The 23740-nt window shown below is 48.4% G+C and carries 21 protein-coding genes; 7 read left to right on the top strand and 14 right to left on the bottom strand.

What is annotated here, in order from left to right:
• Positions 1-264, bottom strand: coding sequence for an LlsX family protein (locus tag OKS35_RS11525; RefSeq protein WP_047795807.1), 264 nt, complete (start codon positions 262-264; stop codon positions 1-3).
• Between the two features lie 65 nt (positions 265-329).
• Positions 330-1523 carry a LysM peptidoglycan-binding domain-containing protein gene (locus tag OKS35_RS11520; protein WP_264093118.1) on the bottom strand — a complete coding sequence of 398 codons (1194 nt, stop codon included), beginning with the start codon at positions 1521-1523 and terminating at the stop codon, positions 330-332.
• A gap of 265 nt (positions 1524-1788) precedes the next feature.
• Here OKS35_RS11520 and OKS35_RS11515 point away from each other — a divergent pair, with 265 nt between their 5' ends.
• Positions 1789-2538, top strand: coding sequence for a FixH family protein (locus OKS35_RS11515; protein ID WP_264093117.1), 750 nt, complete (start codon positions 1789-1791; stop codon positions 2536-2538).
• Positions 2539-2568: 30 nt separating this feature from the next.
• On the opposite strand, the gene OKS35_RS11510 is transcribed toward OKS35_RS11515, so the two are convergent.
• The 6 genes from OKS35_RS11510 to OKS35_RS11485 all read right to left on the bottom strand — a co-directional run bounded on the left by OKS35_RS11510 (position 2569) and on the right by OKS35_RS11485 (position 7943).
• Complete coding sequence (locus tag OKS35_RS11510; RefSeq protein WP_015880408.1) at positions 2569-4194, bottom strand: ABC-F family ATP-binding cassette domain-containing protein; 1626 nt, start codon at positions 4192-4194, stop codon at positions 2569-2571.
• 165 nt (positions 4195-4359) lie between these two features.
• A complete protein-coding gene (locus OKS35_RS11505) occupies positions 4360-5079 on the bottom strand; it encodes a DNA/RNA nuclease SfsA (protein ID WP_211781926.1) in 720 nt (239 codons plus the stop codon).
• The gene (locus tag OKS35_RS11500) at positions 5066-5530 is read right to left on the bottom strand and encodes an SACOL1771 family peroxiredoxin (protein ID WP_047795811.1); all 465 of its coding nucleotides are present in this window, start codon (positions 5528-5530) and stop codon (positions 5066-5068) included. The genes OKS35_RS11505 and OKS35_RS11500 overlap by 14 nt, the downstream gene beginning before the upstream one ends.
• A 52-nt stretch (positions 5531-5582) precedes the next feature.
• On the bottom strand, positions 5583-6821 hold the full coding sequence (gene pepT / locus OKS35_RS11495) for a peptidase T (RefSeq protein WP_214784337.1): 1239 nt from the start codon (positions 6819-6821) through the stop codon (positions 5583-5585).
• A 97-nt stretch (positions 6822-6918) separates the two neighbouring features.
• Positions 6919-7593, bottom strand: a complete 675-nt coding sequence (locus OKS35_RS11490; RefSeq protein WP_264093114.1) for an LrgB family protein — start codon at positions 7591-7593, stop codon at positions 6919-6921.
• Positions 7590-7943, bottom strand: a complete 354-nt coding sequence (locus OKS35_RS11485; RefSeq protein WP_264093113.1) for a CidA/LrgA family protein — start codon at positions 7941-7943, stop codon at positions 7590-7592. The genes OKS35_RS11490 and OKS35_RS11485 overlap by 4 nt, the downstream gene beginning before the upstream one ends.
• Before the next feature lie 149 nt (positions 7944-8092).
• Between OKS35_RS11485 and OKS35_RS11480 the strand changes: the two genes are divergently transcribed.
• The gene (locus tag OKS35_RS11480; protein WP_078146077.1) at positions 8093-8830 is read left to right on the top strand and encodes a YwqG family protein; all 738 of its coding nucleotides are present in this window, start codon (positions 8093-8095) and stop codon (positions 8828-8830) included.
• Between the two features lie 44 nt (positions 8831-8874).
• Here OKS35_RS11480 and OKS35_RS11475 read toward each other — a convergent pair whose 3' ends face one another.
• Positions 8875-12027: an efflux RND transporter permease subunit gene (locus OKS35_RS11475; RefSeq protein WP_214784325.1), complete on the bottom strand. Its 3153-nt coding sequence runs from the start codon at positions 12025-12027 to the stop codon at positions 8875-8877.
• 32 nt (positions 12028-12059) lie between these two features.
• Positions 12060-12626 (bottom strand): TetR/AcrR family transcriptional regulator, encoded by a 567-nt coding sequence (locus OKS35_RS11470; RefSeq protein WP_214784322.1) that lies wholly within the window; start codon positions 12624-12626, stop codon positions 12060-12062.
• A gap of 226 nt (positions 12627-12852) precedes the next feature.
• On the opposite strand from OKS35_RS11470, the gene OKS35_RS11465 reads away from it, so the two are divergent.
• From OKS35_RS11465 to OKS35_RS11455, 3 genes are all read left to right on the top strand, one after another.
• On the top strand, positions 12853-13914 hold the full coding sequence (locus OKS35_RS11465; RefSeq protein ID WP_264093112.1) for a Fe(3+) ABC transporter substrate-binding protein: 1062 nt from the start codon (positions 12853-12855) through the stop codon (positions 13912-13914).
• A gap of 133 nt (positions 13915-14047) precedes the next feature.
• Positions 14048-15685 (top strand): ABC transporter permease, encoded by a 1638-nt coding sequence (locus OKS35_RS11460; RefSeq protein ID WP_264093111.1) that lies wholly within the window; start codon positions 14048-14050, stop codon positions 15683-15685.
• Entirely contained in the window at positions 15685-16392 is a 708-nt protein-coding gene (locus OKS35_RS11455; RefSeq protein ID WP_015880419.1) for an ABC transporter ATP-binding protein, read from the top strand. The genes OKS35_RS11460 and OKS35_RS11455 overlap by 1 nt, the downstream gene beginning before the upstream one ends.
• 50 nt (positions 16393-16442) lie before the next feature.
• Here OKS35_RS11455 and OKS35_RS11450 read toward each other — a convergent pair whose 3' ends face one another.
• The 3 genes from OKS35_RS11450 to OKS35_RS11440 form a co-directional block, all read right to left on the bottom strand.
• Positions 16443-17342 (bottom strand): class F sortase, encoded by a 900-nt coding sequence (locus OKS35_RS11450; protein WP_159563303.1) that lies wholly within the window; start codon positions 17340-17342, stop codon positions 16443-16445.
• 19 nt (positions 17343-17361) lie between these two features.
• Positions 17362-18702, bottom strand: a complete 1341-nt coding sequence (locus OKS35_RS11445; RefSeq protein ID WP_074035026.1) for a copper amine oxidase — start codon at positions 18700-18702, stop codon at positions 17362-17364.
• Positions 18703-18787: 85 nt separating this feature from the next.
• On the bottom strand, positions 18788-19567 hold the full coding sequence (locus tag OKS35_RS11440; RefSeq protein ID WP_214784316.1) for an AraC family transcriptional regulator: 780 nt from the start codon (positions 19565-19567) through the stop codon (positions 18788-18790).
• Between the two features lie 124 nt (positions 19568-19691).
• On the opposite strand from OKS35_RS11440, the gene OKS35_RS11435 reads away from it, so the two are divergent.
• Together OKS35_RS11435 and OKS35_RS11430 are read left to right on the top strand one after the other, a co-directional pair.
• Complete coding sequence (locus OKS35_RS11435; RefSeq protein WP_214784313.1) at positions 19692-21341, top strand: glycoside hydrolase family 13 protein; 1650 nt, start codon at positions 19692-19694, stop codon at positions 21339-21341.
• A gap of 103 nt (positions 21342-21444) precedes the next feature.
• Positions 21445-21951 (top strand): flavodoxin domain-containing protein, encoded by a 507-nt coding sequence (locus tag OKS35_RS11430; protein ID WP_214784310.1) that lies wholly within the window; start codon positions 21445-21447, stop codon positions 21949-21951.
• On the opposite strand, the gene OKS35_RS11425 is transcribed toward OKS35_RS11430, so the two are convergent.
• Positions 21915-23513 carry a glycoside hydrolase family 55 protein gene (locus OKS35_RS11425; RefSeq protein ID WP_214784307.1) on the bottom strand — a complete coding sequence of 533 codons (1599 nt, stop codon included), beginning with the start codon at positions 23511-23513 and terminating at the stop codon, positions 21915-21917. The two genes, OKS35_RS11430 and OKS35_RS11425, sit on opposite strands and share 37 nt — an antisense overlap.
• Positions 23514-23740: the final 227 nt, after the last annotated feature.

The following is a 23740-nucleotide window of genomic DNA, read 5'->3' as shown; positions in this document are numbered from 1 at the left end:
TTACTTTCGTTTAAGACGTATCCCGATCTCTCCAATGAGAACGGCAAGGCCCATGAATCCGGCACCGAGAATGGCCATTTGATTCTGGTTGGCGACCCCGATTCCGTTCTCGAATTGATAAATCTCACGTGTTAAGAATTGGATCGGCTCACCGGATGTGAGTGCTTGTTCATAACCGAGCCAAATCAAAATCGAGAATGTGGCAATTGAAACCAAAAGTCCGATGAATGCGGTAGTACTGACACGGATTACGGTTCGAGTCATAGCAATTCCTCTTTTCCTGTTTGTATACGATACGTCACAGAAATAGGAAAAGATTCACAGTGCACTCATTTTGGAATGGTCAACACTTGTCCGACGTAGATGGAGTTGACGTTTGTGATGTTATTGGCCGCTGCGATCTTCGCGACAGTCGTGTTGTACATCGTTGCAATCTTGTAGAGTGTGTCGCCCGATTTCACCGTATATTTCACGGTCGTCGTAGGAGGTGTGACGGTCGTGGTTGGAATGATGAGTACTTGTCCGACGTAAATGGAGTTGACGTTTGTGATGTTATTGGCGGCTGCGATCTTCGCGACGGTCGTGTTGTACATCGTCGCAATCTTGTAGAGTGTGTCGCCCGATTTCACAGTGTATTTCACAGTCGTCGAAGGGGGTGGTGTAACGGTCGTCCCTGGGATGATGAGCACTTGTCCGACATAGATTAAGCTGTAGTTCGTGATGTTGTTGGCGGCAGCAAGCGCCGAGACGGTGACTCCGTATGTCCGTGCGATACTGTACAACGTATCACCTGACTTCACGGTATACGTTTTGTTCGTCGATGTGTTTTGATATGCAAGTAATTGTGAGATCGTGACAAATTTGTACCCTTTTGCTTTGAGTTGTGAAATCATCGTTGGGAGTGCGAGCGGTGTACCCGGGGCCCCGGCTCCGGTATGCATCAAGACGATTGAACCCGGTTTGATGTTAGTCTGAACTTTCGTGTTGATTTGGCTCGCGGTCAATCCTTTCCAGTCAACCGTATCAATGTTCCATTGAATCGTGTATCCGTATCCTGAAGCCCCGACACCGCTCAATACGGTACTATTCACTGCACCAAAAGGGGCTCTGAAAATCGGTTTTGTCGTTTTTCCGGTCAACGATTTAATCAAAGCTTCCGTGCGGTCGAGTTCGGATTTCATCTGCGTGGCAGTCAGTTTGGTGAAGTCAGGGTGTGTATACGAGTGATTTCCGAGTTGATGTCCTTTTGCGGCGATATTTTTAATGTACTGTGGATGGTTATTTGCGCCCGACCCCGTTAAAAAGAAAGTGGCTTTGACATTGTTTTTTGCTAAAATGTCTAAAATCTTGTTCGTGTTCGCCCCGTCTGCCCCGTCATCGAACGTCAATGCGACGACCTTACTCGTCGTGTTCACGCTCGTGACAAATTTTGAAGCGGCGGCACTGACAGAAATCGATTGTGTGATCACCATCGCCAATAAGATGAACAGTGCCATCGCCCCACGAATGATCTTACGTTTCATCTGAATTCGCCTCCATTCATGATGTAACTCTCTTGATGTTAAGACTTTCCAAATGATTGACCTTGATATATTTTATATACCCCTTTTTAGAAATGATGGACTAAAATTCGGAAATGTACTCAATAAATTTTGATTCAACTATATGTGTGAAATTTGTGAGAATGTATCGTGGGATATATCACAGAATGCTCACACTCTTTTTGGAAAGAGATGGTATCATGAACAATGTGTGAAAGATGTAAGCGATTTATAAGGAGGACTTATGATGAAAAAGATGATGACACGGTTTGGGGTCGTGTTTGGGCTTATCGGGTTGTTCGTACTCGGTGCGTGTGGTACGGAGAAAGAAGCGGAGAGCGCGGCTGTTCCACAGTCAATGGAACCGGTCGAGGCAGAGTTGACGGTTGCTGCGACGGCAGAAAAAGGAGAAGCGGTACCTTTATCAGTAACAGTCACGCAAGATGGTCAACCTGTAGACGATGCGGATGAAATCAAGTTCGAGGTATGGAAGAATGGTGCGAAGGAAGAAAGTGAGATGATCAAGGCGTCACTCACGAAAGACGGTATCTATGAAGCGGAGACGACGTTCGCGGAAGAAGCGGTCTATACGGTTCAGGTTCACGTGACAGCGCGTTCGATGCACACCATGCCGACGACAAACGTGACGGTTGGACATCCAGAAACGGCTGCTGAAGCAGAAGAAGAGAGTGAGCATCATCACCACGCTGGAGCGGATATCACGCTTGACCCGAAAGAGGCGACAGCAGGGGAAGAACAACCATTCATGGTACACGTCATGATTGAAGACGAGATGCTCGCAGGGGCGGAAGTACAACTCGAAATCTTCCAAGACGGGGCAGAGAAGCATGAGTGGGTGAAGTTAGAGGAAGCAGATACTGGGATGTATAAAGGTGCACACACCTTTGCTGAATCAGGCGCATACAACGTTCAAGTCCATGTCACGAAAGGTCATGATATTCATGAGCACGTCATGGAGACGGTAAACGTTAAATAAAAAATCGGCTCACGTTGAGCCGATTTTTTATTATGCATTTTGGTAAAGGGATTCAACTTGTTGTTGAAGCGCTTCGTTCTCCAAGTACTCATCGTATGTTGCTTCTTTGTCCACGATGCCATTCGGAGTCACTTCGATGATGCGTGTCGCGATCGTCGAGATGAGCTGATGGTCATGTGAGCTGAAGAGAAGCACGCCTTTGAACGACTCGAGACCGTTGTTGAGTGCTGTGATCGATTCGAGATCCAAGTGGTTCGTCGGATCGTCAAGGACGAGTACGTTCGAGTTCGAGAGCATCATCTTCGAGAGCATGCAGCGTACTTTTTCTCCTCCTGAGAGGACAGATGCCTTCTTCATGACTTCTTCACCTGAGAAGAGCATGCGGCCAAGGAATCCACGAAGGAACGTGTCTGACTCATCGGCAGGTGAGAACTGGCGCAACCAGTCGAGGATGCTCTTTTCTGAGCCCTCGAAGTACTCCGAATTGTCTTTCGGGAAGTATGACTGAGTTGTCGTGACGCCCCATTTGACTGACCCTGTGTCTGGCTCCATCTCACCCATGAGAATTTTGAAGAGTGTCGTGATGGCAACGTCCGAACGACCGACGAATGCGACTTTGTCCGTCTTGTTGAGTGAGAACGTGACGTTGTCGAGTACTTTTACACCATCGATTGTCTTCGATACGTTATCGACATAGAGAACATCGTTTCCGATCTCGCGCTCCATCGTGAATCCGACGAACGGATAACGACGTGACGACGGACGGATGTCATCAAGTGTGATCTTATCGAGCAACTTCTTACGAGACGTCGCTTGACGTGCTTTCGATGCGTTCGAGCTGAAACGTGCGATGAAGTTTTGAAGCTCTTTGATTTTCTCTTCTTTCTTCTTGTTCTGGTCTGCCGCCATACGTGTAGCGAGTTGGCTAGACTCATACCAGAAGTCGTAGTTCCCGACATACAATTGGATTTTTCCAAAGTCGAGGTCGGCCATGTGCGTACAGACTTTGTTCAAGAAGTGACGGTCGTGGGAAACGACGATGACTGTGTTTTCAAAGTTGATCAAGAATTCTTCTAACCATTGAATCGCTTTTAGGTCAAGTCCGTTGGTCGGCTCGTCTAAGAGGAGGATATCTGGCTTACCGAAGAGCGCTTGGGCAAGAAGGACTTTGACTTTCTCCCCACCTGTGAGTTCGCTCATTTGTTTCTGGTGGAGCGCTTCAGAGATACCAAGACCTTGGAGGACCATCGAGGCTTCCGACTCTGCTTCCCAACCGTTCAACTCAGCGAATTCTCCTTCGAGTTCAGCTGCGCGCATCCCGTCTTCATCTGAGAAGTCTTCTTTCATGTAGATGGCGTCTTTTTCTTTCATTACTTTGTAGAGACGCTCGTGACCCATGATGACGGTCTCGAGAACTGCACTGTCCTCATACGCGTAGTGGTCCTGTTTGAGGACGGCGAGACGTTCGCCCGGTGTGATGCTGACATCACCCGTCGTCGTATCTTGTTCACCTGATAAAATCTTTAAGAATGTCGATTTTCCGGCACCGTTCGCACCGATCAATCCGTAACAGTTGCCTGGCGTGAACTTGATGTTCACCTCTTCAAACAACTTGCGACCGCCAAATTGTAGGCTGACGTTATTTACTGTAATCATGTATGGTATCCCTCGTTTTTCTGATTAGTTTACGACGTGTATTGTATCACGTTTTTGAAAAACGCGCAGTCGCGTAAAGAGTGGAAGTGAAAAATGACTCTATTCGGTAATTCCCAACATATCATATGTTTAGTAAAAACATAACGTCTCACTTAATACATTTGGTTACTTGAAGTGAGACGTTGTGTCAAAGCAACGAAGTAAACGAATTCCTTCAGGGGAAATAGTGCAGTTCAGTTGCCATATTTCTAATCCGGAAGGTATCGCATCGTTAATCAATTGACGAATTAGATGGTCTTGTTTTCGGTTGGGATTACCGGTATAAATTGGTGCGTCATATAAAAAAACATATAAGAGGACTGCTCTTCCGGTTTGGGGTAGAGTGGAAATCAGAGCGTAGAGATGACGAATCAAACGTTCTGTTTCGATGGGTCGTTTCAATCGTCTACGTTTAAAGTGTGGGAGAGGAATAGTGAGTAGTTCGCTGAGCGGAGCCTTCACTTCCATGAAGATTCCATCAATCTGAAAATCGATTCGTGCACCGTCAGTTACTATTTCACGTTTGATTCCCCTCGGGGTTGAGAAAGCATCAAGCTGGTTCTCGAGTAAGAAAGCTTCAACATAGTCGTTGACACGACCTTGATTGATTCCAATCCATTGTTCACCATCGACTGAAATGGCTTCGACTGTAAAGCGAGTTTTACGATTCGAGTCATAGGTTTCTGAGACTAGGCAGGGGGTGTTTTCAAATATAATATCTCCAATCCTTCCTGTTACTGGACAATGGCAAGGCGCGAGCAAATCATCAACGAGTACGTCCATGACAAAGCGATTACGTCTGTTTACAATTATCGCTTTTTTCAAAGGTTCTTCAAATAAAATCATTGCTACTTTTACGTGAAATGACGGTATTCAACTCAAATGCTACATTTCCTGCGAGTGCGCGTGAAATCATACATTGATCTTTCGCTTTTTTCGCGATGCGCTCGACAAGCGTGATGTCTCGGTCGGTCATCTCTGTAGGTACATGAATCGTTGTCGCATAGCGAATTGTCTCGTAAGTGAAGATGCCGTTTGTCACATCGACGATGCCCTCTGCATCAATCGTGATACCACGATGAGTCAAATCACTTCGCCCGAGTACGGCTGCGAGTGTGATGATATAACACGTTGCCGCTGCCCCGAGTAACATCTCATCCGGATTCGTGCCGACTCCGGGACCGTCCATTTCGGGTGGAATCGAAATCTGTGTCTTTAATCGCTCGGCCTCGAGGGTGCCGACGTCGTTTCGTCCGCCATCCCAGCCGAGGTTCATGCTAAATGTATGCTTCATCAAAAATCGCCTCCAATGTCTCTAGTGTAAAAGAGAACGATTGGAGGCGCATGTGTTATGCTTGTGCGCGCTTCGCGAATGTGCGAAGTGTTTCGATGATAACCGTTGTTGCTTTTTCCATGTTGTTCACAGAGATGTATTCAAACTTCCCGTGATAGTTTTCGCCACCTGTGAAGATGTTCGGCGTCGGAAGGCCCATGTAAGAAAGTTGCGATCCGTCTGTCCCACCACGAATCGGTTCAATCTTCGGTTCGATGCCAAGGCCGCGCATGACGTCAGCGACGGTATCGACGATGTGTTTCACTGGTTCGATTTTCTCGGCCATGTTGTAATACTGATCTTCCATCTGGAGTTCAATCCGTTCTTCCCCGTATTTTTGTTTCCATTCGAGGACAAGTTTCTCCATCAACGCTTTACGTGCTTCGAACTTTTGTTTGTCGTGATCGCGGATGATGTATTGAAGCGTCGTCTTCTCGACGTCCCCATTGAAGCCGTTCAAGTGGAAGAACCCTTCGTAGTTGCTCGTACGTTCCGGTGCCTCATCAGCAGGCAAACGGTTTTGGAACGCCATCGCAAGCTTCATCGAGTTGACCATCTTGTTCTTGGCGCTACCTGGGTGCACGTTCGTCCCGTGGAAGGTGACGGTCGCACCGGCTGCGTTGAAACTCTCATACTGCAACTCTCCAAGTGGACCGCCGTCCATCGTGTAAGCGAAGTCCGCATTGAATCGGGCGACATCGAATTTATGTGGTCCACGTCCGATTTCTTCATCCGGTGTGAAGGCGATGCGGACCGGCCCGTGTGGAATCTCAGGATGAGCCAATAAGTGTTCGATCGCTGTGACGATTTCAGCGATTCCTGCTTTATCATCCGCGCCGAGGAGTGTCGTCCCGTCCGTTGTCATGAGCGTATGCCCGACATACCCGTCCAGTTCCGGGAAGTCTTTTGGTGATAAAACGACATTCAATGACTCGTTCAAGACGATGTCGCCACCTTCATAATGCTCGACGAGTTGAGGGGACACGTTCGTTCCTGTGAAGTCGGTCGCCGTATCGACGTGGGCAAGGAAGCCGATTGTCGGGACGTCATAATCGACGTTACTCGGAAGTGTGGCGAAGAGATACCCGTATTCGTCCGTCTCGACATCTGTCAGTCCGAGATCTTTCAATTCTTTCTCCAAATGGCGAATCAAATCCCATTGTTTGGCCGTCGATGGTGTTGTCGTACTTGTGAAATCTGACTGTGTATCAATCTTCGCGTACGTCATTAAGCGTTCAATTAATTTTGCTTGCATGGATTGCCCTCCTCTAATAAGTTTCATCTTCATTAGTTTATCACGCGCAATCGAAGTCGAAACAAAAAAGTCGCGCCCATCGATGGACGCGACCTGTTCAAAAGAGAAACGGATATAGAATCGGCAAGATAAACGAGGTGAAGATTGCGGTCAATCCCATTGCGGCACCACCTGTTGCACCGGACAACGGATGTTCCGTTGCCGCCTGAGCGGTCCCAATCCCGTGACTGATTGTGCCGAGTGTGAGTCCACGCGTGAACGGGTCGTCCATACGAATCCACGTCAATAAGACCGGTCCGAGCATCGCCCCTAAAATACCGCAGGCAACGGCGATCGAGGCCGCAAGTGTTGCATCCCCCTCTAGTTGTCGAGCCAATTCAAGGGCAATCGGGGACGTCGCCGATTTGACCGATAGTGCAATCAATACGTTTTCGGTGAAAGAAAATAACTTGCCGAAAAGTACAGCCACAAAAATCGTAGAGAGTGACCCAAGTACGATGGCACTCAGGGCCCGTGTTGCCCGAGCGAGTAACACGGGTAAGTTGCGATAGAGCGGTAACCCGAGGGCGACCGTCGCTGGTCCGAGTAAGATGGTGATGATATCGGTAGCCGGTTTATACGCATCATAGGACTGTCCTGTCACGAGTAACAGAAGAATCAAAATCGCTGTACTTAAGAAGACGACATTGGTGAACGGAGATGCCCACTTCATGGAAAGTCGACGACTGAGCGAATACACGAGAATCGTCAATCCAATCCAAACGTATGTCATGATATCTCACCGTCTTTCCCGGAAACAAACGCCGTCACGACCATCCCGACCGCCATGCTGGCGAGTAACGTGATAAGGAGCGGGATACCGGCAGCTTTTAACAACGTGCCGTACGCCATAAGGCCGACGGCAATGGGGATGAAAAAGAAAGCGAGATGCTTCGTTAAATATCCGGCACTGTCCTCAATCCATTCCACGCGAATGACTTTTGTCAACAAGAGGACGAGCAAGAGCACCATGCCGATGACGCTGCCTGGTACTTTCCACGAGAACGTCTCAACCATCCAGTTTCCGAGCGTGCTCAACCCAAACAAGAGTGAGAGCCCGATAATCCATTTTAATAATTTCATATACATGACTTCCTTTCACGTCATTCAAAACGTATGAATCTTCTCAAATTCAACGAGAGAGGTCAAGAAAAGGGTATAACAAAAAAGGTAAGGGGTACATACGTTCGGGATGCTATACTACATCTATCATAAACAAGCGGGGTGCCGAGATGGAACTAAAAACGATTGAGCAATTTATTCAAGAGCATGGATTACAAAACAGGGAAGACATTTTACATGCGTTCACAAAGCGGGTCAATTTGACAACTTTGCCACGGACAACAAGGGAAGAAGTAGCGGTTGGCCATTCTAAGTTTGGCGGATATCCTGACTTACCACACGCAGACTTGCATCCTGGAGAGAATATGACGTTTTTAGCTCAGTTTCGTTTAAGTGATTTAGCTGAGTTTGAATCCGTAGATGCACTCCCGAAAGAAGGGGTGTTGTCTTTCTTCTATGATTTAGAAGAACAACCTTGGGGAGATGTGGATGAACGTCATCTTTGGCGTGTTCTGTTTACTGAAGAATCGAAACTTGAGCGAGTGCGAGTTGGGGAAGCATTAAATGAACGTGCCGTTTCCTTTAAAGAAAGCTATGCAGAGAATGAATACAGTTTATATGAGCTGCTCGACGAAGAGATGTACGATCGGTTACTCGAACGATTCGAACAAGAAGAACTTCATGCAATCGGTGGACATCCGAGTGAAGTGCAAGGTGACGTTTTTGAAGAGATACAAGAAACATATGGGGAACGATTCGATCATCCTTTCCTATTGTTTCAAATGGACACGTCTGAAGAGTTAGACGTCATGTTCGGGGATGCAGGTATTCTCTATTTTCTCATTCCGGAAGATGCTCTCCGTGCCAAACGGTTTGGAGAAACCGAAATCATTATGCAGTGTTATTGAACGCAAAAAAGGGAGCCGACTCGAATGAGTCGACTCTCTTTTGATTATGCTTGTTTTTTCTTACGGAATCGTGCGAAGAACTCATAGACGATTGGTACGATGAGCAACGTGAGAAGTGTCGAACTTGTGAGTCCGCCAATCACGGTGACCCCGAGACCTTTCGAGATGAGGGCGCCACCCTCGAGACCGAGTGCGAGTGGTGCGAGTGCACCGATTGTCGCGAGTGCGGTCATCAGAATTGGGCGAAGGCGTGTGCCCGCTGCCTCAAGTAACGCTTCACGTGTTGATAAACCAGCTTCTTCTTTATGAATGACGCGGTCAATCAAAACGATGGCGTTCGTGACGACAATCCCGATCAACATGAGTGCCCCGATCAAGGCAGAAACCGAAATCGTTTCACCCGTGATGAGAAGGGCGACGAGTCCCCCGATAATCGCATACGGAAGTGAGAACAACACGACGAATGGCGTGAGTGCCCCACCGAATGTGATGACGAGAACCAAGTATACGATGGCAATCGCGGCGAGCATCGCAAGACCGAGCTGTGTGAACGATTCTTGAATCTGTTCCGTTACACCGCCGACATCATACGATACGCCAGACGGAAGCTCAATCTCTGAAACGCGTTCTTCAATCGCAGCAGACGCTTCTGTCGCTTTATCTGTGCTGAGTTCAACGCTTACTTGTGCGAGCAGTTTTCCGTCGCGCTCGACGAGTGTGTCCGGTGTTGTGCCTTCTTCGATCTCAATGAAGTCTGAAATCGGGCGTGGACCGAACGGTGTCGTGATTTCTTGTGCTTGCAGGTCATCGACACTGTCATACGTCACTTGCTCGTTCGGGATGACGACGTCTAACTGTTTGTCATCCACTGTGACACTTGTAAGTGGACTTTCTGGTGTCTGGAACTGACTGATGACTTGCGCGATTTGACCTGCCGACACACCGGCTTCTGCAGCGGCCTGTTGGTCGACGTTGAACGTGTATTGTACATAGGACTCACGTAAGTCAGATGTCGCTTGACGGACATAATCCGTTTCCTCTTCAATCGTTTCGATGAAAGTCGGCACGATGGCTTCTAGATCTTCAAGCGAGTTGGCATAGACGTTGTATGTGACACCGCTCGTTGCGCCGCCACCTGAGAAGTCTTGTTCTTTCCATTCCCCGTTCGAAGCGAGTTCGTTCAATTTCTCGATATCAGCTAACTTCACATCCGCGAAGTCTTCCGTATCTGGATCATATTGAACGATGAAGATTCCTTGTTTGTTGTTTCCGGGGTTCAGCGGGTTCTCTCCACCGACCGTGAACTGAACATCCGTTGCGTTCGGTTGTTCTTCCATGAAGTATTCTTCTGCCACTTCTGCTGCGGCAATCGAATCTTCAAGTGTTTGACCAGGTTCTGGGTCGAACGTGACGAACAACGTCTTCTCCGAATCCTGATTCAAGAAGTTGACCCCAATCGCTGGGACAAGGGCAAAGCTACCAATCAATAGGGCAGTCGCGAGACCGAACACGACGAGTTTATGGTTCAGTGACCAGTTCAAGACGCCACGATACCATTCCGCGAGCTTGCCTGGACCTTCTTCTGGCTTCAACTTGTCGCGGTTTTTAAAGAACGAGTCGGCCATCATTGGTACGACCGTGATCGCGACGAGTAACGAAGCGAGTAATGCGAAGACGACAGTCAATGCGAACGGCAAGAACAGTTCACCGACAAAACCAGTGACAAATCCAAGGGGCAAGAATACTGCAATCGTGACGATGGTCGACGAGGCGATCGGGATGAATACTTCTTTTGTTGCCGCGATAATCAACTCTTTACCGCGAAGTGGTTCGTTCGAACGCGTGAGTCGACGGTAAATGTTCTCGATGACGACGATAGAGTCATCGACGACGCGCCCAATCGCAACGGTCATCGCACCGAGCGTCATGATGTTCAACGTGATATCCAACTGCTTCAAGACGATGAGTGCCATGAGAAGCGACAACGGGATCGAGATGACGGCGATGATCGTCGATCGGAAGTTACGTAAGAACACTAAGATGATGAGGATAGCGAACAACCCACCAAGTAATGCTTTAGACAACATGGTTTCGACCGACTCTTCAATCGGTTGTCCTTGGTCGAGTGTGATCGATACATTCGCCGTATCGTTTTCAGCTTCGAAGTCATTCAATACTTCTTTGACGGCGTTGACGACATCGACCGTGTTCGCATCTTGTGTCTTCGTCACTTGTACGCCAATTGAACGTTCACCGTTCGAGCGAGAAATCGATTCTTCGATTCCTTTGTCCTCGATTGTCGCAAGTTCACTCAACGCGACAGTCGGAACCGTCGTCGGAACGTTCGGTGGTAATGCCGATGGTGTTTCCGTCGGGACCTCTGTTGGCACGTCTGGCGTTTGACCAGGTGGCAATTCAGTCGGGGCAGACGGTGTCGTCGGCGTTGATTGTGCTGGTGAGTAAGGGATTTGAAGATCGCGGAACGCTTCGAGTGTCTCCGACTTGCCGTCGATGACGACCGCTTGCTCCGTATCCCCTAATTCATATAACCCGAGCGCGATCCGAGCGTCATTTGCTTGAATCAATTGTTTGACCGTGTCTTCTGTCAAATTGTATTCTGCGAGCGCATCTTGGTCGAATTGAAGCTCGACGCGGCGAATCTCTTGCCCGGCAATTTGGACGGTTTGCGCACCTTCCACTCCTTCAAGAGCAGGCTGTACTTCTTCTTCGACGAGTTTTGTCAATTCGGCCAAATCCAGGCTTTCATCCGAGATGGCAGCCCCGATTACCGGGAAAGCGTCGAAACTGAGACGCGACACTTGAGGGTCTTGTGCCGACTCCGGCAATTCGACGTTGCTTAACGCATCTTTGACTTGTTGCTCCGCTTCATCCATATCGGTACTGAAATCATAATCGATTTGGATGTTCGAAGCGTTTTGGAATGACGAAGAGCGAACTTGTTCCACACCATTTAAATTCTGAAGGCGATCTTCTAACACGGTGCTGACTTCTTCGAGCACTTGCTCAGGGGATGCACCTGGATAAATGGTTGTGACCGAGACGGTCGGAGTCGTAATGTCCGGTAACGTCTCGAGCTTCATCGTCAGACCGGCGAAAAGACCGGCGGCCGTCAAGATGATCGTCATCAACCAAACCGCAAACTTGTTGTTGACGGAGAAGGACGTGATTTTCTGCATGGGTTTTTAATCTCCTCTATTATTATGTTGTTTTATGACTCACGATCGATGTCGTGGGCTCGTTCAATCAAGCGTGCGATAATCGCTTGTTTGAGTTCGGCAGGGGGAACACCGACACCGAAGTGTTCGGACATCATCATACCTTCGAGTGCATAACGAATGATCATCGTTTCCACCGGATCAGCCGTTTGTTGGAACTGTACGAAGAACGTATCCAAATCATGTTTCCAACGATTGGCGTACTCTTGGTCGACTTCGAACAACGTGAGAAATGCAATCATCTTCTCGACGTCGATTTGGATGGCAGCACGCTCAGGATGCAACTTCGTTTCATCAAATAGACGAACGAATGCCTCGACAGGTCCATGGCCTTCATCTTGCAATGAAGCATATAACTCGTTTTGTTCTTGTTGTAATCGTTCGACCATCGCCGTCATCAACGCTTCTTTTGAAGGATAATGATAAAGAAGTCCCCCTTTAGATACACCCGCAGTCTTGGCGACTTCATCTAAGGTAAGTTGATGCACGCCGTGGTTCATGATGATGTCGGTTGCCGCATCCAACAGCTTTTGCTTTGTAACGTTCGATCGGTTTGACATATCTCCACCTCTTTCTGTACCGACCAGACGGTTTGTTTGATTTTACTATATCGTCCCCATTCTTTTGAAGTCAAGAAATGATGTCCTCAAAACTGTCACGAATTGCACATGTAATATGATAGCGATTGCAGAAAAGTCTTGACGTGAGAATGATTATCAGTGATGATAGGTACTGAGAGTAATTATCATTACCAGAGAGAAATAACCGAACGTGGGGGAATGACAGATGAACAAAAAATATGCAGCTTTAGGAATTTCAGCAGCGTTAACGACATCGCTCCTTGCCGCTTGTGCAAGCACAGATGAGACAACTTCAAATGAAGGCTCAGACGATTCGAACGTCGTCAATGTTTACTCGAGTCGCCACTACGATGTCGATCAACAATTATATAAACAGTTTGAAGAAGAAACAGGCATCAAGGTCAACGTAGTGGAAGGGAAGAGCGACGAACTTCTCGAGCGTTTGAACACAGAAGGGGAGAGCACAGAGGCTGACCTCTTCATCACTGCAGATGCTGGAAACTTGTATCAGGCGAAAGAAGCGGGACATCTTCAAGCGGTCGATAGCGATGAGCTTGAGTCAAACATTCCTGCAAAATATCGTGACACAGACAACGAGTGGTTCGGTTTGACGAAACGTGCGCGTGTCATCGTGTACTCAAAAGATCGCGTGAAACCAGAAGATTTGTCGACGTACGAAGCGTTGACGGAAGAACAGTGGAACGGCAAAGTGCTCGTGCGTCCATCGGAAAACATGTACAACATCTCACTCCTCGCATCGTTCATCGAAGTGAACGGTGTCGATGAAGCGAAAGAGTGGGCGAAGGGCTTAGTGAACAACATGGCACGCGACCCACAAGGGAACGACCGTGACCAAGCGAAAGCAGTCGTCGCTGGCGAAGGGGACGTGGCCATCATGAACACGTACTACATGGGGCTCATGTCGAATTCTGAAGACGAGGAAGAGAAGAAAGTCGCTGAACAACTCGGTGTCTTCTTCCCGAACCAAGATACAACAGGCACACACGTGAACATTTCGGGTATCGCGATGACGAAAGCATCGAAAAATACAGAAAACGCTCAAAAATTGATGGAGTTCATGTCAGAACCGTCAGCTCAAGAGAAGTTTGCGAGTGTGAACTATGAATATCCAGTCAACGAGTCGGTTGAACCGAATGAGCTTCTCCAGTCATGGGGTGAGTTCAAAGAGCAGGATATCAATCTCTCTGTACTCGGTGAAAACCAACAAGAGGCAATCCGTATCTTTAACGAAGTAGGTTGGAAGTAAGATGACTTCGGCTTGAACGAGAGTTCAGGCCGGAGATTTTTGCGTTCTTCACACCCTAAGCGCTACACGGGATGCACAGAAACTGATATGATGGGACAGGAATTGATAGTTTACAGAACGGGAGCGGTACGACATGAACTGGCACGCAGTAAAACGACAACTGAATGGATGGGCGATCCTCAGCTTTCTCGCGATTTTATTGATTGTCTTGCCGGGAATTGTCGTGCTCGTCGAATTGTTCGCCCCGGTCAATGACAATTGGCAACACATTCAAGAGTACCTGTTGCCCCGTTACGTGCGAAACACGCTGTTCATTATGGTGGCTACAGGAGTCTTGACGACCGTGATCGGAACGAGCCTCGCTTGGTTCGTGACCGTCTATGATTTCCCGTTCCGTCGTTTCTTTAAATGGGCACTCATCCTGCCGCTCGCGATTCCGCCTTATATCGGGGCGTATACGTATCACGGCATCTTGAACTATACGGGTGTGATCCAGACGACGTTACGAAACGAATTTGGTATCACCGTCGATCAGTCGTACTTCAACATCATGTCGATTCAAGGAACGGTATTTATCTTTACCTTGTTCCTCTATCCATACATTTATACGATCACACGAGCGTTCCTGCATAATCAATCGTCCTCGATGATTGAGAACGCGCGAATTCTCGGTCGTGGCTCGTGGGACATTTTCTTCACGGTCGTCATACCGATTTCCCGAGTCGCCATCATCGGTGGTGTCAGTCTCGTGTTGATGGAAGTGCTCAACGACTATGGCGTCGTGAAATATTTCGGGATTCAGACGTTTAGTACCGCCATCTTCAGCACGTGGTTCGGGATGAAGGATACATCGTCGGCGCTGAAGCTTGCGGGCACTCTCATGATTCTCGTCATCGCCATTTTGACGATGGAACGGCTCGTGCGAGGACGGAAGCAGTTCAGTTACGCTTCGACGAAAGTGAAACCGCTCAAACCGAGACCGCTGCAAGGCTGGCATCGCTATGCGGTATTCGCATATGTTTCGCTCGTCTTTGCGATTGCATTCGTCATCCCGTTCACTCAGTTGGCGGCATGGACGTTTCTGACGTTCGATACGGTCTTCACGGAAGAATTTTGGCAACTTGTTTGGAATACGGTTCGGGTCGCCTTTACCGCGACCGTGATTATCCTACTGTTCGCACTCATCATCGCGAACTATACACGACTCTTCCCGTCGAACATGACACGCGTCATTTCGAAAGTGACGACACTCGGATATTCGATTCCGGGAGCAGCCATCGCGATTGCGGTCATCACGCTCTTCTTGTGGCTCGATGACAAAGTGCTCGAAACGGCACGGGCGCTCGACTTGAGTCAGACGTTCGTGTTCCGCACGACGCTCATCATGCTCATCTTTGCCTACGTCATCCGCTTCCTCGCCATCGGCTACAACTCGATCGAGAGCGGGTTTGAGAAAGTAGGGAAGTCGTTTACCGAAGCATCCCGTATGCTGGGGTGGAATACGGTCCAAACGTTCTTTCGCGTCGATATCCCGATGATCAAAGGCGCCATCATGAGCGCGTTTATCCTCGTCTTTATTGATATTATGAAAGAGTTGCCGTTGACGCTCTTTTTACAACCATTTAACTTTTCGACGCTTGCGACACAGGCGTTCAAATACGTGAGTGATGAGAAGATTCACGAAGCGGCACTCGCTTCCATCGTCATCGTCCTCATGAGTGGACTGTTGATATTCGTTTCCCACAAGGTGCTTGATAAGGAGGCCGACTAATGTTTGTTCAAATCAATGATTTACATTTTAGCTATAAAGGTGCACATGAAGAGACAATCAAAGGGTTCTCGATTTCAATCACGAAAGGTGAAATCGTCTCGCTTCTTGGGGACAGCGGATCGGGGAAGAGTACGATTCTCCGTTTGATCGCAGGACTCGAGATGCCGAACCAGGGCGTCGTCGTCGTGAATGACTGTGTCTGTTGCGACGATTGTCAGTTCATGCCGCCAGAAGATCGTGGCGTGGGGATGGTCTTCCAAGACTATGCACTCTTCCCGCACATGACCGTTGAAAAGAACATTCGATTCGGTCTTCATAAACTGAACCGCAAGGAGCGGAATGCGCGTGTCGAAGAGATGCTCGCGCTCGTCAACTTGACGGAGTTCCGTCACCGTTATCCGTACGAACTCAGTGGGGGACAACAACAGCGTGTCGCGCTCGCGCGTGCGCTCGCACCGAAGCCGGCGCTCTTGATTCTAGACGAGCCGTTCAGTAATTTGGATACGTCACTTCAACACAGGATTCGCGACGATTTGCGTCGTCTCTTGAAGCAGACAGGTACGACAACGATTTTCGTAACGCACGATGAGGAAGATGCCGAGGCACTTGCCGACCGGATTGTCTACCTTGGAGAAGGCAAAATTAAAAAGCAGATCATGACGGAGAACAACAAGACGTTCAACCCGCAAATTCCTTGCTTCGTATAAACAACAAAAGACCCCTTACTCATTTCTAAAGCGAGTAAGGGGTCTTTTTGTCATTTTGTCATCTCGGAAGGTTTTGACTCATTTCCAAGTTGGTCAATCGCAGTCACGTAGTAGGATGCATTGTTCTCATTTGTGACCTCGATACTTTTTCGTGCATGGGAAGGGATACTTTCGATATGAGTCGCTTTTCCGTCGATGACTTCGTAGACTCGATATCCAATCACGCTCTCTTGACGAACGGCGTGCCATGTCAATAAGTTACCTTTCAATTCGACTGCCGTCGGTGTCTCGAGATCGACAGTTTCGTTCAGTTCGGTATCCACCAGCTCTGTATAGACGACGAATCGTTCATCATAGCCCCCGTCCCCGAACGTACCCGAACAGGTAATCAAATTTAAGTTCCGATTTGATGTGGCACCGAAAATCTCTTCAATTGGCGCGGTTTTCGTATCATATCGTTCTGTTTTCGTGACGCGGAACCGAAGGGTGTTACCCGCCTCATCTTGAATCAGAACGTCATCGCCTTTTGTCAGTTGATCGAGTTGATAAAAGATAGCCGGGCCGGTCTTGCTGTCGACGTGACCGGCAATCACAGCATTTCCTTTGCTACCCGGTGTGACACCGGGTTCGAACCACCCGACCTGGTTCTCATCTTCTGGTACACCCATCTGTCCATTATCGAGGACCCCGACTTGTTCGATGGCGGTGTCGACATCGATTTTAGGGATCTGGATTTGAACAGGGGTGACGGCCTTGGCGTTTTCTTCTTCCTCGGCTAAGCGTAGCTTTTTCACCTCTTCCTGTAGAAGTGAGAATTCAGCCGTTAAATCCGGGCTCTCCTCTATTTGTTTTTCTTCTACAGGTGGTGACGACGATTCTTGGGCGCTCGTCCACGTCCAGAAGCTAAAACAAAAGAGAGAGAGCGCCAGAAACAAAAGGCGCTTGTTCATGGGACTCCCTCCTTATTGATTATTGTTCAGATACTTTACGTTTGCGAAGCGTTACGAAGGCGAGTAAGATTCCGCCAAGTACAGCTAATCCAGCGTAGAGAGTGTTCATTGATTGTTCTTGTGCACCACCGAGACCTGTTTCAGGCATCTCTTCAGGCATCATTGTTTCTTCGAACTTGTCAGGCATTTGTGTCACGATCGCGTTACCGAGTGTTTCACCAACACCGAACATGAACGCATATCCTTCACGGAATGACATCCAAGCCGCTTCTGCATCGCCAGCGACATATTGATCGAATGTGTCGAGTACGAGCGCTTCGTGCTGTTTGATTGCTTCTTCACCGGCAGCTTGTGGTAAGTTACCTTCTGTTGCTGCATCGAGGAATGTGCTGAAGTCGACAGCGAATGTGTCGAGGCGCATACGCGCATCTTCGATCATCGCTTCGTCTCCTTCGAGTGTAGCGGCAACGATGTCACCTTGTGCTGTGATGTGATCTGAGTTCCATACTTTCTCGAACTGTGCTGCACCTTCGTCACCATACACGGATGCGATGGCTGCTTTGAAGTCGAGTGTGTTCTGGTCTTCTGCCCATGTCACGTAATCATAGTCCTCTGCTTGGTCGTACCCTTTTTGCATACCGATCGCAGCGAGGGCGAAGTGCTCACCTGCAAGACTGTTCAATGTTGAGCGGAGTTCAACAGCTGGTGTGTCTGCTCCAGTCGTAAATTTGTCAGGCATTTGTGTGACGATTGCACCCGAGAGAGCTTTACTGATGTTGAACATGTGCTTGTAGCCTTCACGGAACGTCATGTAAGCTTCTTCGTAATCTCCTTCGACATAGTTATCGAATACAGAGAGGACTTGGTCTTCATGAAGTTCGAGTGCATCAGCTGCTGCGTCCTTCGGTAAGTTCCCTTCTGTCGCTGCGTCGAGGAATGTTGAGAATTCTTCTACGAACTCATCAACTTCCGCTTCAGCTTCCATGCGTAGTTCCTGGTTGTCTGATTTTGCTGCTTCTACGAAATCAGCTGAGTAGTCGTTGTGACCACGGAAGATTTCTTCAAATTGTGCAGCGCCTTCTTCACCGTAGATGGAAGCGATGGCTGGTGTCATGTCGAGCGCGTTTTGATCGAGAGCTTGATCCGCGACCTCAGCATCTGCTGCCTCGTCGTACCCTTTCATCATCGATGTGACGGCTAATACGTAGTGCTCAGATAAGAGTTGATCGAGTGTGGCGCGAAGGTCACCTGCTGGTGTACTTGCTGTCGGCGTGTGATCCGCTGCCTGTGCGTTGACTGGTACGAGTAGTCCTAAGGCTAGTGCCGGTGCTACGATTTTGTTTAACGTCTTCTTCTTCATGGGTAATCGCTCCTTTTCGTAAGTGAGTGTTGTCGTTATTTACACCCATCTAACGGAGCAGTTCAAAAAATGGATCACTCTTTTTTTATTTTTTTTCATTTTTTTGTTGAAGAGTACGATAAACCCCTGGTGCTACGCCATATTTTCGTTTAAAAATTCTGTGGAAATATGGATAACTTCGAAATCCAGACAGTTCCGCTATCGTTTCTAACGAATGTTTTGTATAGCGCATTTGCTCTTCGGCAAGCTGTAAGCGAATCGATTGTGCATATTCGATGATTGTCATCCCGGTTCCTTCTTTAAAGAGATGAACGGTCCGTGAAACGCTCAGTCCGACGGCGTCGGCGACGTCTGAAACTTTGAAGTCACTCGTGACGTGTGCTTCGATAAAGCGCATCATACGAGAGACGACTGGAGGTCGCGCCTGGGAATGCACATCTTGAATCGAGCGATCGAGCATGAGTAGGAGTGCTTGAACGAGTGTTTCAATTAATGCGGCACTTTGTTCAGACGGTGGACGGCGCACTTCTTCCGTAATGTGTTGCCATAGCGAAAGAAGGCGTGAATCGATGGTGATGGCATACAGTCGCTCCCGTGGAGTCGCATGCCACCATGTATCGATTGAATGTCCGGTACAGAAGATATGATAGTCTCCGCTCGCGGGTGTATCGACATGCATTTCATAGAAGTCACCCGGACGAACAATCAATACGTCACCAGGTCGTGTGATCATCGTTTCCCCATTGACCACAATCCGAGCCGTTCCTGCCGTTTGTAAGCGAATCAGATACGTATCGAGTCGATTAGCAAATGGAAAAGTATAAGTCGTTGTATGGTATGAATAGCCACAAAAGCCGATTTCCATAATAGTCTCCTCTTTTAATAGCAAGATTGTACATATCTTAATCATATCATGGATGGTCATGATTCCTTGGAGGCAGTACGATGAAAGCGTTGAAACGGAAAACGAACTTCAAGGAGGACATAACATGAAACAATGGTGGAAAGAAGCGGTCGTATATCAAATTTATCCACGTAGCTTCAATGACTCAAACGGAGATGGGATTGGCGACATCCAAGGAATCACGGAGAAGATGTCATACTTGGCAGAACTCGGGATCGACGTCATCTGGCTCTCACCGGTATACGATTCACCGAACGACGATAACGGATACGATATTCGTGATTACCGTGCCATCATGGACGAGTTTGGTACGATGGATGACTTTGATGCGATGCTTGAAGAAGCACACCGTCACGGGATTAAAATCATGATGGACCTCGTCGTCAACCATTCTTCTGACGAACACCAATGGTTCATGGAGTCGCGTTCTTCAAAAGACAGCCCATATCGTGACTATTACATTTGGAAAAAAGGGAAGGACGGTCAGTCACCGACGAACTGGGGGGCTTTCTTCGGAGGCAGTGCTTGGCAGTATGATGAGGCAAGCGATGAGTACTACCTCCATCTCTTCAGTAAGAAACAACCGGATTTGAACTGGGAAAGCGAGACGCTTCGTCGTGAAGTGTATGACCTCATGACATATTGGCTCGATAAAGGGGTCGACGGGTTCCGGATGGACGTCATCAATATGATCTCAAAAAATCCAAGCTATCCAGATGGTCAAACGCAAGGAACAGGGTTCGGTGACGGTACACCATTCTTCTTTAACGGACCACGCATCCATGAATTCATGCAGGAGATGAATCGGGAAGTCTTATCGAAATACGACACAATCACGGTAGGGGAGATGCCAGGGGTCAGTGTGGAGGAAGCCAAACTTTATACGGGTGAAGACCGCAACGAACTGAACATGGTCTTTCATTTTGAACATGTGGACGTCGGGAACGGAAGCTTCGGGAAGTGGAATCCGACAGACTGGAAGTTGACTGAGTTAAAGACAATCTTCTCGCGTTGGCAAGAAGGGCTCGAAGAGGAAGGATGGAACAGCCTGTACTGGAGTAACCATGACCAGCCCCGTGCCATCTCACGCTTTGGAAACGATTCGCCTGAATATCGCGTTCGTTCCGGGAAGATGCTCGCGACACTTCTTCATCTATTGAAAGGGACGCCTTACATTTATCAAGGAGAAGAGTTCGGCATGACGAACGTCGCGTTTGAATCAATCGATCAGTACCGAGATATTGAGACGTTGAACGCCTACCGTGACTACACATCCAAAGGGTTGTTAACGCACGACGAGATTTTCCGTGGCATCCATGAGCGAGGACGTGACAATTCACGTACACCGGTACAGTGGTCAGACGAAGCACATGGTGGATTTACGACAGGGACGCCATGGATCGAGGTCAACCCGAACTTTGTTGACATCAATGCGGAAGCGGCAAGGAAAGATCCGAATTCACTCTTCCATTACTACCGTCAGTTGATTGCGCTCCGTAAAGCGAACCCGCTCGTCGTCTACGGAAAGTATGAGCTGTTGTTACCGGAAGATGAGGCGGTCTATGCATTCACACGTTCATTCGAAGGTGAGACATGGCTCGTACTCTGTAACTTCTCCGACGAGACACAACAACGAGAGCTACCATATGACGTGAAAGAACGTGTCATCGGAAACATGGAACCGATAGAAGCGTTCACCCTTCGTCCTTATGAAGCACAAGTGTATAAACTGTGACGAAAAGCTCGCCAGACGGCGAGCTTTTTTAAGTGCATACGTATCTTCTCTCGATGATTCGGGAATAGTGTAAGTAACGTCTGACATGAAAAGAGGGAACGACATGGGTACTTTAATCGCGTACTCTTCCAGATATGGAACGAGTGAAAAAGTGGCGGCTTTACTCGCCGAACGTCTATCGGGTGACGTTCGTGTCCAAAATATCGTAGAAGAGCCGAACATCACGTGGGAGATGGTAGATCACGTCATCGTCGGGAGCTCAATTCGAATGGGCACGATCCAAGACGAGATGAAGGAATGGTTGACGCTTCACGAAGCACACTTGCTTGAGCATCCCCTCGCTTTATATTTGTGTGCCGGGACACCGACAGAGTCGGAACGGATTCGCGAGCTAGAAGAAGCCTATCGTGACACGCTGCGCGAACATGCCTATTTCGTCGAGGTCGTCGGGAGCGGGTACGACTTTGAACGAATGGGCTTTTTAGACAAAGCAATCGTTCGCATGATGGCCAAACAAAAAGAGAGTTCACTTCAACTCGACGATGCCAAACTGAATCAACTCGTGGAAGCCGCTCAAACGTCTGAGCGCACCCGGTCTGAAAATCCTTGAGCGAGTAAATCATGCACATCAATCGGGCTTTTCGTGGAGATGAGTACATCTCCGCTTTTTTTCTGCCCTTCAATCTGATGAAGAGCAAGGTGTTCGAGGTGACGACCGATTTTTAGAGCGATAGGTGCAGATTCTTGGCATCGTAAGGCATCGATAGTCACTTCATCGGTGCGGTTATCTCCCCCAAATAGTTCGAGGTCGGCTCGGGCTGTGGTAAACCCGCGCACGGCGATTCGTTTCAGTTGAACGCGTCTCGATTTGTATTGGATCGCAAGTGCCGGATGTTGTTCGTAATCGTAGGTCGGGTCGCCGATTGCAGTCAAACCATGAATCAAGACGTCCTGATAGGCCGATACAACCAGGCTTCGTGGTGAGGATTTTGTATAGAGTGAACTGTGAACCGGCTCGACGGACACTAAGTTTGTGCCTGATAGGAAGCGGGCTGTCTCTGAGTTCGGATCGTCTGCTAAATGATGACCGATGTGACGGAAGTTAAATGAACGATTGTCATGCACCGAAAGATGGCCGAAGATATGAACGTCGTGTGCGGCAGATGAGGTCCCATGTGCTTTTACTTCGATGCCTCCAAAGCAGCCTTCCGTTCTATTGTGAACGAGTGTGACGTGCCGCGAACCGTCATCAATCTCAATCCCATTTGAGTTTGAGAACCCTAAGGCGTGTGTTCGACCGTGAGGATGATGACAATAGCAGTTGGTAATATAAATGGCATCACTATGGTGTGTGGTGATTCCGTCATCCCCATAATTCGTCGCCTCGAGATGATCGAGATGGATATATCGGCTCCCGTTTGCTGCGCGAAGCCCGTCCCCTAAGTAATGATAGTGCGGAGACGTGATGTCGAACGCATGGAGTCCAGCATTTTTGGCTGTCACATGATGCACCCATCCATACGTCACATGGGCAAACGTCAAGGCGCTCGATGTCGTGTCACCGCTCGTCGTCCGTTTCACATCCCCTAATCGTGCGACATTCCAATCGAGCGTCAGGTGGCATACCTCGATATGATGATTTCCTGCAAAAGGCGTGGCGTTTCGTAACAATCGTCGATGTCTCGGTGCACGATCGGACAGTTTGAGAATCGTGACGTCTTGTCCTGCGCCTTCGAGCACGCAGTTGGAAGGTAGACGAATACCCCGAACGATATAAACGCCTGCTGGGACAAAGACACGACGGTTCGAGCGGATGGCGAGTCGAAAGGCGAGGGTACAATCCGTTTTTCCATCTCCGACAGCACCATAGTCCGTCACATCAACACATTGTTTTGTCGTCTGCAGTAAATTCAAATATTCGGCATCGAGCCGACGCATCCAGACGGGACGAACGATGCCGTCGACTTGCTCGAGCGGAAAGGACGTGCGGACAGGGGTGATCCGTTCCGTCAATGGGATTCGACACGGGATAGATTGTTGTTGCTCAAAGTAAGAAGCTTCCCGTGTAGCACGGTGCCATTCAAGTGTTTGTTGGATGAGGTCTTCTTCCGACCAATCGGAATGAGAGGCAATCATCGATGCGATTGCGTGTGGGTCCTTAATGTTTTTCATTATAAATCCTCCTAGCATCATCTTCTCTAGCATGTACCCGTTTCACCTTGTTTTTTAGCAATCAGAAGTATTTACTAGACAGAAACATCTAGTCGTGTTATATTCAATATGTGCTTAATTAAGAATAGCTGGAATCATAATTCACAAGTGCTTGGGATTATTTTTCATTAGATAATCCAGAGGCTTGTATTTTTTTTGGTCAAGTTTTTTCTAGTAAGGCACTACTA

The sequence above is a fragment of the Exiguobacterium sp. N5 genome (genome assembly GCF_025842465.1).
GTDB classification, from domain to species: Bacteria; Bacillota; Bacilli; order Exiguobacteriales; family Exiguobacteriaceae; genus Exiguobacterium; species Exiguobacterium profundum.
This window is presented reverse-complemented; position numbering and strand designations above follow the sequence as displayed.

Coding starts and splice junctions, on each gene's coding strand:
- OKS35_RS11440 (WP_214784316.1), bottom strand. CDS start 19,567: ATGGAAATCGGCTTTTGTGGCTATTCATACCATACAACGACTTATACT.
- OKS35_RS11425 (WP_214784307.1), bottom strand. CDS start 23,513: ATGAAAAACATTAAGGACCCACACGCAATCGCATCGATGATTGCCTCT.
- OKS35_RS11450 (WP_159563303.1), bottom strand. CDS start 17,342: ATGAACAAGCGCCTTTTGTTTCTGGCGCTCTCTCTCTTTTGTTTTAGC.
- OKS35_RS11490 (WP_264093114.1), bottom strand. CDS start 7,593: ATGACATACGTTTGGATTGGATTGACGATTCTCGTGTATTCGCTCAGT.
- OKS35_RS11480 (WP_078146077.1), top strand. CDS start 8,093: ATGGAACTAAAAACGATTGAGCAATTTATTCAAGAGCATGGATTACAA.
- OKS35_RS11520 (WP_264093118.1), bottom strand. CDS start 1,523: ATGAAACGTAAGATCATTCGTGGGGCGATGGCACTGTTCATCTTATTG.
- OKS35_RS11445 (WP_074035026.1), bottom strand. CDS start 18,702: ATGAAGAAGAAGACGTTAAACAAAATCGTAGCACCGGCACTAGCCTTA.
- OKS35_RS11510 (WP_015880408.1), bottom strand. CDS start 4,194: ATGATTACAGTAAATAACGTCAGCCTACAATTTGGCGGTCGCAAGTTG.
- OKS35_RS11430 (WP_214784310.1), top strand. CDS start 21,445: ATGGGTACTTTAATCGCGTACTCTTCCAGATATGGAACGAGTGAAAAA.
- OKS35_RS11460 (WP_264093111.1), top strand. CDS start 14,048: ATGAACTGGCACGCAGTAAAACGACAACTGAATGGATGGGCGATCCTC.
- OKS35_RS11455 (WP_015880419.1), top strand. CDS start 15,685: ATGTTTGTTCAAATCAATGATTTACATTTTAGCTATAAAGGTGCACAT.
- OKS35_RS11470 (WP_214784322.1), bottom strand. CDS start 12,626: ATGTCAAACCGATCGAACGTTACAAAGCAAAAGCTGTTGGATGCGGCA.
- OKS35_RS11435 (WP_214784313.1), top strand. CDS start 19,692: ATGAAACAATGGTGGAAAGAAGCGGTCGTATATCAAATTTATCCACGT.
- OKS35_RS11465 (WP_264093112.1), top strand. CDS start 12,853: ATGAACAAAAAATATGCAGCTTTAGGAATTTCAGCAGCGTTAACGACA.
- OKS35_RS11475 (WP_214784325.1), bottom strand. CDS start 12,027: ATGCAGAAAATCACGTCCTTCTCCGTCAACAACAAGTTTGCGGTTTGG.
- OKS35_RS11525 (WP_047795807.1), bottom strand. CDS start 264: ATGACTCGAACCGTAATCCGTGTCAGTACTACCGCATTCATCGGACTT.
- OKS35_RS11515 (WP_264093117.1), top strand. CDS start 1,789: ATGAAAAAGATGATGACACGGTTTGGGGTCGTGTTTGGGCTTATCGGG.
- OKS35_RS11485 (WP_264093113.1), bottom strand. CDS start 7,943: ATGAAATTATTAAAATGGATTATCGGGCTCTCACTCTTGTTTGGGTTG.
- pepT (WP_214784337.1), bottom strand. CDS start 6,821: ATGCAAGCAAAATTAATTGAACGCTTAATGACGTACGCGAAGATTGAT.
- OKS35_RS11505 (WP_211781926.1), bottom strand. CDS start 5,079: ATGATTTTATTTGAAGAACCTTTGAAAAAAGCGATAATTGTAAACAGA.